Source organism: Halobacillus litoralis (genome assembly GCF_020171725.1).
Lineage (GTDB): Bacteria > Bacillota > Bacilli > Bacillales > Halobacillaceae > Halobacillus > Halobacillus litoralis_F.
This window is the reverse complement of sequence record NZ_JAIVAJ010000006.1, coordinates 295,928-307,270: the sequence shown is the minus strand read 5'-3', so window position 1 is coordinate 307,270 and position 11,343 is coordinate 295,928. Positions and strand designations below refer to the sequence as shown.

Annotated in this window: 7 protein-coding genes; 2 read left to right on the top strand and 5 right to left on the bottom strand. The window is 47.1% G+C overall.

Features of this window, described 5'->3' with window-relative positions:
* Positions 1 to 85: 85 nt before the first annotated feature.
* Entirely contained in the window at positions 86 to 1,669 is a 1,584-nt protein-coding gene (locus LCM20_RS13510) for a peptide chain release factor 3 (protein ID WP_225196005.1), read from the bottom strand.
* Between the two features lie 296 nt (positions 1,670 to 1,965).
* Here LCM20_RS13510 and LCM20_RS13505 point away from each other — a divergent pair, with 296 nt between their 5' ends.
* On the top strand, positions 1,966 to 5,166 hold the full coding sequence (locus LCM20_RS13505) for a DEAD/DEAH box helicase (RefSeq protein WP_225196004.1): 3,201 nt from the start codon (positions 1,966 to 1,968) through the stop codon (positions 5,164 to 5,166).
* A 200-nt stretch (positions 5,167 to 5,366) separates the two neighbouring features.
* Here LCM20_RS13505 and LCM20_RS13500 read toward each other — a convergent pair whose 3' ends face one another.
* Together LCM20_RS13500 and LCM20_RS13495 are read right to left on the bottom strand one after the other, a co-directional pair.
* Positions 5,367 to 6,251 (bottom strand): COX15/CtaA family protein, encoded by an 885-nt coding sequence (locus tag LCM20_RS13500; protein WP_225196003.1) that lies wholly within the window; start codon positions 6,249 to 6,251, stop codon positions 5,367 to 5,369.
* A gap of 102 nt (positions 6,252 to 6,353) precedes the next feature.
* Positions 6,354 to 6,920 carry a zinc dependent phospholipase C family protein gene (locus LCM20_RS13495; protein ID WP_225196002.1) on the bottom strand — a complete coding sequence of 189 codons (567 nt, stop codon included), beginning with the start codon at positions 6,918 to 6,920 and terminating at the stop codon, positions 6,354 to 6,356.
* A 78-nt stretch (positions 6,921 to 6,998) separates the two neighbouring features.
* Between LCM20_RS13495 and LCM20_RS13490 the strand changes: the two genes are divergently transcribed.
* Positions 6,999 to 7,649 carry a haloacid dehalogenase type II gene (locus LCM20_RS13490; RefSeq protein ID WP_225196001.1) on the top strand — a complete coding sequence of 217 codons (651 nt, stop codon included), beginning with the start codon at positions 6,999 to 7,001 and terminating at the stop codon, positions 7,647 to 7,649.
* A gap of 47 nt (positions 7,650 to 7,696) precedes the next feature.
* Here LCM20_RS13490 and LCM20_RS13485 read toward each other — a convergent pair whose 3' ends face one another.
* Both LCM20_RS13485 and LCM20_RS13480 read right to left on the bottom strand, forming a co-directional pair.
* Complete coding sequence (locus LCM20_RS13485; RefSeq protein ID WP_225196000.1) at positions 7,697 to 9,760, bottom strand: PAS domain S-box protein; 2,064 nt, start codon at positions 9,758 to 9,760, stop codon at positions 7,697 to 7,699.
* A 261-nt stretch (positions 9,761 to 10,021) separates the two neighbouring features.
* The gene (locus LCM20_RS13480; RefSeq protein ID WP_225195999.1) at positions 10,022 to 10,861 is read right to left on the bottom strand and encodes an ABC transporter ATP-binding protein; all 840 of its coding nucleotides are present in this window, start codon (positions 10,859 to 10,861) and stop codon (positions 10,022 to 10,024) included.
* Positions 10,862 to 11,343 lie beyond the last annotated feature (482 nt).

Below are 11,343 nucleotides of genomic sequence, written 5' to 3'. Positions count from 1 at the left end.
AAATCGCGCTTCACTACTTTGACGAGCCAAAACTTTCACAACCTAAAGAAAACCACTACAAGCTGCTGTAGTGGTTTTTCTTTAATCATTCAAACGTTTGGTTGTATTGATTCACTTCAAATAAATCCGTCAATTCAATATCCGGGTTCTTATCCTGGAACCAGCGGAGCGAGAAGTCGTTCTTGAATAGGACAAGCGGATTGCCTTCTCTGTCCTGTGCAAGCATGTTCCGCTCGTCAAACATCGATTCATCCACCTGATCTTCTCTCAGCCAACGAGGAATCCGCTCACCCATCGGTGTCAATTCTACGTCCACATTATATTCGTTCTTCATGCGGTATTCGAACACTTCGTATTGAAGCTCACCAACGGCTCCGATGATATAATCTTCGAAACGATAGCGTTTGAACAGCTGAATCGCTCCTTCTTGAACGAGCTGCTCCAGCCCTTTTCTGAACTGTTTGGACTTCATGACGTTTTTCGCCGTTACTTTCTTGAACAGTTCCGGCGGGAATTGAGGCAGTTCATCGTATTCAAAGTTCGATTTACCTGTCACGATGGTGTCGCCGATCCGGTAGACGTTCGGGTCATAAATTCCGATAATATCGCCTGCATACCCTTCTTCCACCGTACCTCTTGAGGAAGCGACGAACTGCTGGGACTGTGCCAGCTTGAACGTTTTTCCTGTACGTGAAAGCGTCACGTTCATGCCACGCTCGAATTTACCTGAACAAATTCTAACGAAGGCAATACGGTCACGGTGCTGCGGGTTCATGTTCGCCTGGATTTTGAAAATGAATCCAGAAAACTCTTCGTTGTCCGGTGAAACGACGCCTTCCGTCGATTTTCTAGGTGCAGGTTCAGGCGCCATATCGATGAACGAGTTGAAGAATGTCTCGACACCGAACGGAGCTAAGGCACTACCGAAGAAGACCGGCGTCTGATCACCTTTCAGTACTTTTTCCATATCGAATTCATCGCCCGCTTCTGCCACAAGCGCCATTTCATCCTGTGCTTCCTGGAAAGTCGCCTGTTCGGTCAGTTCCGGGTGCTGATCCAATTCAGAATACGGAATGTATGTTTCTTCTTCGTTCCCTGTGTACTGAACAAATTGATCGTTCTCACGGTCGAACACACCTAAGAAACGTTTCCCCATACCGGCAGGCCATGTCATCGGGTACGTTTCGATATTCAGCGTTTCTTCAATTTCTTCCATTAATTCAAACGGTTCGCGGCCTTCACGGTCCATTTTGTTAATGAAGGTGAAAATCGGAATCCCGCGCATTTTACATACTTTGAATAGTTTGAGGGTCTGGGCCTCGATTCCTTTTGTCCCGTCAATGACCATGACGACACTGTCTACAGCGGTCAGTGTACGGTACGTATCTTCACTGAAGTCTTCGTGTCCTGGGGTATCAAGGATGTTGACCTGATAGTCTTTATATGGAAAGTTCATTACACTGGATGTCACGGAGATTCCACGCTGCTTCTCGATTTCCATCCAGTCGGAAGTGGCGAACTTACCGGACTTCTTCCCTTTTACCGTCCCTGCTGAGCGGATCAAGTTACCGAACAGGAGCATTTTTTCCGTCATTGTTGTTTTACCTGCATCGGGGTGGGAGATAATAGCAAATGTCCGGCGTCTTTTCATTTCATCTTTTATCGTCATTTTACAAATCCCTTTCAGTTCAAAGGTATCCTTATGCGAAGAGGATACAGGCAGTTCTGGCGGTCATCCTGTGTCACTCCTCGAACACCTTTGTCATTTCTATATTTTATATCCACAAAAAAACCGCTCGCTCGTTTGCAAGCGGATGGTTTCTACTCTGAAAAATAGCACAACCACCTTCTAAAATCAACATGCAGACGACGAACTTCCGGGTTTGTTAAGCATTTTCCTGGAAGATAAGTTGAGTTATAATGATAAGATGATCATTTCAAATACTCTAAGTAAGGATGCTTATGATGCAGACATACTTATTACAACCCAAAGATATTAAGAAAATCACCGGTCAGTCCTTTTATACAAGAGGAAAGCATTATTACGACACCGGCAAAGTGTACGGTCTTTCCCACAACAGCGCGATCCGTTCGTGGAGAGCGGTCGTTGCGGGAACACATGATTACGAAGTCCGCATCTTCTTCTTTGAAGACGATGATGTGGAAGCGACATGTGAGTGTCCGGCTTATCACACGTATTATACGTGCAAGCACATCGCCGCGGTGCTGATTGCGATTCGTGAGAAAGCCTTGGAAGAACTGTCTCCGAAGCTTGCCGAACGGAGTATCCGTGACAAACAGACGACCTCCAACCACGATCGTTTATTTGCAATGCGGTTGTACGAAACATTCCGCGAGCGTCGTGAACAGACCCAGTCCGAAGATTTGAAAAAACCTTTATCGATCCAATACCAGCTTCACGTCCAGTCTCTGCTCGGCACGAAAAGCTTAAGCGTCGAACTGAAGATGGGCGAGAGCTACCTTTACGTCATAAAAGATATCCGTGAGCTGCTTGAGTATATGCAGAAAAAGCAGGCATACCGGATTACGAAGAAGTTCACCTATGATCCGTCCGAGCACACCTTGGATGAAAAAGACCAGAAGATTACCAAGCTTCTGCATGATGCGTTCGAACAGGAGCATTTCTATGACCAGCAATGGAACTATTCCGATAAGAAGCGCTTGAAGCTGTCTCCATTGCTCGCACAAGAACTGCTTCCCCTGCTGGCTGAAAAGGAAGCCTTCGTTATGGAGAGAGGAGAATACGCAGGTTACTTAGCGTATAAGCCTGAAACACCGAATTTCTCCTTCTACATTTCAGAAGAACGCGGTCTTTTTCATATGCACATGAGTCACTTGAAGGAGTATGAATACTTCGCGGATTACCATCTGCTATATAAGGATGCCACCTTCTATGCGATTGACCGTGAAAAGGAAGGCGTACTTGAGACGCTGTACAGCCTGCTTCCGTATAACTCGAACGGCAACCACACGGTCAGTCACTTCGATATGGAAGGAATCGTTTCACACGTCCTGCCTGAGCTTGAAACGGTTGCCGACGTGCAGCTTGACGCTTCAGCCTCTGAGAAAATCGTCCAGGAAGACTTAAAAGCAAAGGTGTATCTGGATTTCCAAAGCTGGACGCTGACGGTCGATGTCAAATTCCACTACGGGGATGTCACGATCGATCCTTTCAAAAACCAAGAGCAGTCCCAGACGATTATCAGGCGGGACAGCGCTACTGAGCAGGCGATCATGCAGATCATCGAAGCGGCAGAATTCAAGTTTGACGGCGATATGGTCTACATCGAAGACGAAGAGGAACTCGAAGCCTTCCTATACGAATACATGCCGATGCTGAAAGAGAAAGCGGACGTGTATTTATCTTCATCCGTAAGGTCGATGCTCGAGCAGTCCGACCAGGAACTCCGCCCTTCTGTTCAGATGGAAAGCGACGGAAGCTGGCTCGATATCAGCTTTACGATCGATGGCATAAAAGAGGACGACATCTCTGCTGCCTTACGAGCGGCCATTGAACGAAAGAAATATTACCGACTGTCAGACGGTGCACTCTTATCACTCACGACCGAATCATTCGAACGATTCCAGCGCCTTGCCGATGAACTCGATTTATCTGCGAGTGATGTGAGCGAAAACGGTATTCACGTTTCTCAAGCACGCAGCCTGCAGGTGGAGAACGTCCTGAACCCGGAGGAAAAAGAGCGGGACGCGCGCTTTACGCAGCTTGTCGAGCGGTTGAAAAATCCACAGACGCTTGAGGTCGATCCTCCTCTAGGGCTGCACGCCGACTTACGCCCTTACCAGCTGACCGGATTCAGATGGATGAAGACACTCGCGACATACGGTCTTGGCGGCATTCTGGCCGATGACATGGGACTCGGTAAAACGCTCCAAACCATCTCCTTCCTCCTTTACGAAAAAGAGAATGGCGAGATGAATCATCCGGCGCTGATCATTGCACCGGCCTCTCTTTTGTACAACTGGAAAAAGGAAGTCGAGAAGTTCGCACCTAGGCTTGCCGTACGGATGATATCCGGCGACAAGTTCACTCGTCAGGAAGCGATCGAATCGAAAGAGGAAGCCGATGTATGGATTACGTCCTACCCACTCATTCGTCAGGACGCCGAGTTTTATAAAGAGCTCAAGTTCCACGCTATGGTCCTGGACGAATCGCAGGCCATCAAAAATGAAACGACCAAAACGGCAGCCGCTGTCCGCACCATTCGCGCCCAGCACCGTTTTGCGCTCAGTGGTACGCCGATCGAGAACTCTCTTACCGAGCTTTGGTCGATTTTCAGAACACTGATGCCGGGCTTCTATACGAGCAAGAAGAAGTTTCTTCAAATGAAGCCAGAGAAAGTAGCGCGCATGACGCGTCCATTCATCCTGCGTCGTATGAAGAAGGAAGTACTCGATGAACTGCCGGACAAAATCGATACCGTCCAGTATTCTGAACTGACGCGCGAGCAGAAGGAAGTGTACCTTGCGTACTTGGAGCGTATTCAAAATGATATTGAAGAGACCATTGCAACCAAAGGGATTCAGCGAGGAAAGCTCGAGATCCTGGCAGGGCTGACACGCCTCCGCCAAATCTGCTGTCACCCTTCTCTCTTCCTCGAGAACTACGAAGGGGACTCCGGAAAGCTCGAGCAGTTGAAAGAACTGGCACAGGAATTGAAGGACAGCGGCCATCGCCTGCTGATCTTCTCCCAATTCTCAAGCATGCTCAAGATTCTTCATGAAGAGCTTGCGGCCATCGGACTCGATGCCTTCTACTTGGATGGAAGTACCAAATCCGAACACCGTATGGAGATGGTCGAACAGTTTAACGAAGGGGAAAAAGACGCCTTTTTCATCTCCTTGAAAGCAGGAGGAACCGGCTTGAACTTGACCGGCGCCGACACCGTCATCCTTTACGATTTATGGTGGAACCCGGCCATTGAAGAACAAGCCGCAGGCCGTGCCCACCGAATCGGCCAGGAGCGCGTCGTACAGGTCATCCGGATGATCTCAGAAGGAACGATCGAGGAACGCATCTACCAACTTCAACAAAAGAAACGCGACCTCGTCGACCAAGTCATTCAACCGGGCGAATCGATGATTACGTCACTAAGTGAAGAAGAGATCCGAAATTTATTTGAATAAGATAGTAGAAAAGCGTGGTGAGAAACATCCTCACCACGCTTTTTTATGTTTATATGCTCCAAAAAGGTCTAGAAGCATTCCTTCATGTGCATTTCACTCCACTTCCACTCTCGAAATAGTAGTGAGAAGCATCATCAGGACGGGTTTTTCGCATCAAAAAAAGCAGACTGGAATCGCTAGGAGTCCAGTCTGCTTTTTGATTACGCTTCAGGCTTTTTCTGAAACCTGAACCAGTATCCGCCAAGAATGCTGGCACCGATTGTCATCGTAACCGTTGATAGAAGCATGTGGATGGACGAAGCTTCGACCACATTCCCTGTAGCAACAATCACAAACCCAACGACAGCATTTAACAACAGCGAGATCAAATAGAGCCAGGATAGCGTAACGTGATACTTGAATCGCGTCGCATAAATGACAAACCAAATCGCTGCGACTAAGATCACAAACGTAGCCACCCAGTGCAGAGAGTAGATCGCTTTGGCGATGTTTTCACTCGTCACGAGGTATTCCATTGCCGGAATGTTCATCATCACGTTACTCGCGGCACTATGTTTGAAGAACGCCCCGAGAATGACCTGGGCAAAATAAACAATATACCCGATGACAAACGCTTTATAGCTCATCGCCAGGGAATCCCGGCTCGTTCGCGGTAACGCGATATTTTTCTCATGTAGACTGAAGCTCAGCAGCACGAGAATGATCAATAGAATCTGACTGAACGTCACATCAAGCGTCGTGAACCCTGGTGGTGTTCCAAGCAGGACATTGAATCCTCCAACTAAAGATTGAAGAACGAGAACAGCCAAACTCAAAATTGCGAGAATAAAAACCGGTCGGCGCTTTCGATGTTTATATAAAGCCCCAAGCGCATTGACCCCTGTCAGGACAACCAATAACGGGACCATAAGCCGGTGTGAATATTCTATGATTACATGATAATCTGTAAAGTCTGGTATGACTTGACCATTACAAAATGGCCAGGATGTTCCACATGCATCTCCGGAATCTGTCGCTACGACAAGATTTCCGAGTATGAGAGCAAGGAACGTCACAAACGTTGTAAGAATAGAGAATTTCTTCATTGCCTTACCCTTCCTCTATATAAAAATCAAAAAAGCATTAGCATTCCTCAGTAAATCATATCATGAAATACAAAGGATAGAGAACGGGGAAGGACTGGCTTGTCATGAACTTTTTGTGAACGAACCCCTCTGCTTCCACCTTTTATAGCACCATTTGGAAAAAAGGTAAAGGAGAGACAGCAAGATCAGTGTCCGGTTCACTAGGTTAAACAGCCCGGCATAATGATCATCGTCCCAATAGGAAATCGGACTGTGAAACGTGAAGGCGCTGATCGGATAAAAAAGCGGCACCGCATCCTCTGCGTGCGTGAGAATATCGATGACAACATGGCCAAGCCACCCGTAAGCAAGAGCTGTCCATTTCGACAGAGCCCTTCCCTTCAGGAGGAGGACAAGAGCCATAAAGACGCCCCACACGAACAACGAGTGCCCCACCTGTCTAAGGATAATAACAACCTGATAGTCAAATAGATCATGAGATAAGAAGAATAAAGACCGCAAAGGATCGGGGTCCCCCAGCACTTGCAAGGCATTCCGTTCAATGGCTAGGTAAATGAACATCACATAATAGATCAGATCCGGCAGCACACTCCCAAAGATGAACCAACCTAGGAAATTCTTTTTTCTCGCAGCGAAGAACGTCCAATACCCATGGTGCAGAGTATTCATGCCCTCCCCCCTTTCTTTCCTATCAGTTTATCACGTTTCACAGAAGGGAAACCTATTCTTTAGAAAGGTGGGAATACAATGGCCTATCACGCTTACGTTTTTGATGCTTACGGAACCTTATTTGATGTACATTCCGTCATGGAAAAAATACATGAACACTATCCTGACAAAGGGAGCCGTATCAGCCAGGAATGGCGCCAAAGGCAGATTCACTACTTTCTCGTCCGTCAGCTCGCAAACGGGTACCGCCCCTTCAGCGAAATCACGGAATGGGCGCTGAGAGATGCTCTCCATTTCAGCGGAGCTGACATCCACGAGAATACAGTGAAGGACTTGATGAAGCAGTATGAAAAGCTGTCACCTTATGAAGAAGTGAACAGTCTTCATGAACGATATCCGAACCACACGTTCACGATTTTCTCGAACGGGACAAAAAGCATGCTGGAGCCTCTGTTGCAGCACAACGGCCTGACGGACCAGTTCGGATTACTAAGCGCCGATGAGCCGAAGGTGTACAAGCCCCACCCTGACGCTTATCAATTCGCTCAAGATAATCTCGGTTTTGAAAAAGAGGAGATTCTCTTTTTCTCCAGTAACCCCTGGGATATAACAGGTGCCGCATCCTACGGCTTTCACACCGCATGGGTGAACCGAAACGATCAGAAGTGGCCCGAGCTCGGTATCGAACCTACGTACATCATCCAGGACTTGAACGAAATTCCTGAATGAAACCATAAAGAGGGGTGGAAAACCCTTGTTTCCCACCCCTCTCATTACTAGAGATCTTCATATAACCAAATTTGATCTTTCCCTCTTCGTTTTCCTGCATATAAAGCTTGATCGGCATTCCGGAAGAGATCGTCGAGCGCTGTCCCGTTATCGGGATAGAAGGAAATCCCGATGGAGAAGGATGAAACGACATCCATGCCGTTCAGCTCATAAGGTGCACGGAGCTCGTCGAGAATCCGCTGGGCGATTTCACGTACCTGGTCGGAAGTCTCGACATCCTTAAGCAGAATCGCAAATTCATCGCCGCCAATACGTCCGATCGAATCACTGTCACGGAGACATTCCTTCATTCGATCTCCAACCAACTTCAGGAAGTCGTCGCCCATGTCGTGCCCGAATTGATCGTTAATGCGTTTAAAGCCATCGCCATCCAAATAGAGCAGCGCGAACATTTTTTCTCTGCGATCGGCTTCGAGCATCGCCTGTTCCAGACGGTCTTCGAAGAGTCTGCGGTTCGGCAGCCCGGTCAAATAATCGTAAAAGGCGATCCGCTTCAGTTTGTCCTCGTATTTCTTTTGTTCCGATATATCACGGGCTACGATGACGATCCGGTTCACACGGCCCTCATCTGACTCCACAGGTGTGCCTTTACATTCGAACCAGACCGGCTGACCAGAGCGTCCCATTAGACTGAGAGCGATCGTAAACGATACACCGGTTCGGTAACATTCTTCAAAAGCTTTTACGACTTTCACAAGGTCTTTGTTTCCTAGGGTATGCTGAAGCTCTGCTTCAGCAAGCTCAGCAGGATCAAATCCAAAGAAATCGACAATCGATGGGGAAGCATACAACAACCCTCCAAACGGCGTAAAGACCGAAATCAGATCATTGGAGTTGTCTGCTATTAAACGGAACTTCGCCTCACTCTGGCGCAGCGCATCAACCGCTCGTTCCTTCTCCGTAATATCGTCGAGGATCGCATAGAGGCCAACCCGCTTCTCCTTGTACATAATCGGCACAAGATAAAGCATCGCTGTGCGCTGATCGCCGCCTACGTGCACGGTTGTCTGAATGTGGACATCTTCATGCACATCATGAGCGAGTACGTGCTTCCTGACCCAAGCCGCTTTTTCCTCTGGAAGCCATTCCAGCAAGTTCGATCCTGACAGCTCATCAAACGATGTGTTCATCATCTCAAGACTTGCCGGGTTTGCTTTGTGAACGCTCCCATCTAAGCGAAGCGTAAGGATCGGATGCGGGTTGTGTTCAAACAGCGACTGATAGCGGGAGCGGCTTGCAGCAAGCTTCCGCTCATTCTTTTTCACAGATGAGATATCGCGGACAATGGAGCTTACGCCTATGATGGCCCCTTCATCATTCTGAATAGGTGACACCGTCATCGATACGTCGATCTTGTCCCCGCCTTTTCTTACTCTTTCCGTTTGAAAGCCTGATATCTCCTCCCCATCAAGCGCACGCCTGATCAGTTCATAAACTTCTTCTTTTCGATCCTCAGGTACAAAAGGAAAATCACCGTTTTGGAATTCCTGTTTCGTAAAGCCATAAAGTTGTTTCACGGCCTCGTTCATTTCGACAAGTTGATGTTCCCGATTGAAGATGAGAATCGCATCGGCGGTATTTTCCATTAAAGAACGGTAGATCGCATTAATTCGGTTAAATTCCCGCTCTTTTTGTACCGTTTCCGTAATATCACGAGTAATCGCCAGAATGTACTTCACTTCTCCGTCTTCGCTCTCAAGCGGTGTCAATGACGTGTGGCCACAGAAGGCCGTCCCGTCCAAATCCATTTGATCCTCATACGTGAACGGTACTTTATTTTCCAACACCCATTGATACCGATTGATCAAAGACTCAGCTTCGTCTTCTGATACGAGGTCTTCAATGAAGCGACCTTCCCATTGAACACCCGGCATCATGTGACGAACCTTGGCTGACTGATTGACAAGTACATACTTAAAGCGCCTTGGAGCTGTAACTTCCATAAGAAAAATATAGTCCGAAATTCCATCCATCAGCATATGCATCAAAGGAAGCATATACTCACTAGAAGCCATATGGCCCTTCTCAAAAAGATCTCGCACTTGATTCATAGTCTTAACCCCTCATTTATTCTGAGTCGTTTACAAATGTGTATACAACAGTTTCATGATAACATTTCATGCTTTTATTCTACACCATAGATTCCTTTAGATTCGAGATTTCCCTCGAACTTCACCGGCTTGATTGTTTCCAACTAGACAAGACCTTTACATCCTTTGAAAACTCTTCCGTTTTCGCATGACCTTCGACTCAAGGTTTTAAGAATTTAAAAAAGAGCAACGCGAGACATTCCCGCATTGCTCTTCTGTAAGTTATATAGATTGTGCCTGTGCTTGAGCTTCTGCTTGTGCCTGCTTGATTAAGCAGCGTCCTTTACCGTGAGGGATACACATCGGTGTACCGAACAACGGATCTTCCCGTACATCACACGTCATATCGAATACGTGCTGCATAAGATCGCACGTAATCACCTGTTCCGGCTTCCCTTGATCGAAAACGGTCTTATCTTTCACGGCAATCAAGTGATCCGCGTAGCGACATGCCAAGTTGATATCGTGAAGGACCATGACGATCGTTCTGCCGTGGTCTTGGTTAAGATCGAAAAGCAGATCGAGAATTTCAATTTGGTGCGTCATATCCAAATACGTCGTCGGTTCATCCAACAGCACGGTATCTGTATCCTGTGCCAGCGTCATGGCAATCCAGGCGCGCTGCCTTTGACCACCAGATAAAGAGTCGACCGTACGATCTTTCAGTTCTACTAAGTTTGTATCATGCAGCGCTTTTTCAACGGCTGCCTCGTCGTCACTGGACCAACGCTTCGTCAATCCTTGATAAGGGTAACGCCCCTGCTTCACTAATTGATGCACAGTCAGACCTTCAGGAGTGGTCGGGCTTTGGGGAAGGATCGCCATTTTCTTCGCAACGTCCTTCGTCTTCATCTTCGAGATGTCTTTACTGTCGAGTACCACTTCTCCTGATTTCGGTTTCAGTAAACGGGCCATCGAACGCAGCAGCGTGGATTTCCCGCAGCCGTTTCCACCAATCAGTACAGTGACCTTTCCTTTAGGAATCGTTATATTTAATGAATCAATAATGATCGAATCGCCATAGCCTAGTGTCAGGTCATTTGCTAACAATGATGTATCCATTCATTGACCTCTCCTTTAGTGTCCAGCTCAATACTTTATGTCAAATACGTTCGAATTCTATCCATACTTATAAGTTTATGGGCTTGACCGTTGTCTGTCAATGAATTTGAGAATCATTTTCAGCATTTTCAACTTATTCACATGTCCCAGATTGGAGCCTACACCGATGATATGCATTGTGGTGGAGGGATATGAACGCCAATATCCTGAAATGAAATCTCTCGATGTAAAGATTCTCAGTTCATAAAATATATCATGATGTGCTGTTATGTAAGGTAGGAACTCACGAATGTGGAGAAAACGTTCTACCGAATTTGGCAATCTGTAAAACAAGTTATGTGCTCTAGGGAAAGGGAGAGAAGCAGTTGCAGAATCTGATTGTCGTGATGTTCTGTACACTTTGCTATCACAAAGTGGGGTGGAAAATGGGGAGACTCCTGCCAAAAAAGGAACAGAGGAAAGACCCCGCAGGCGGAGCCGAG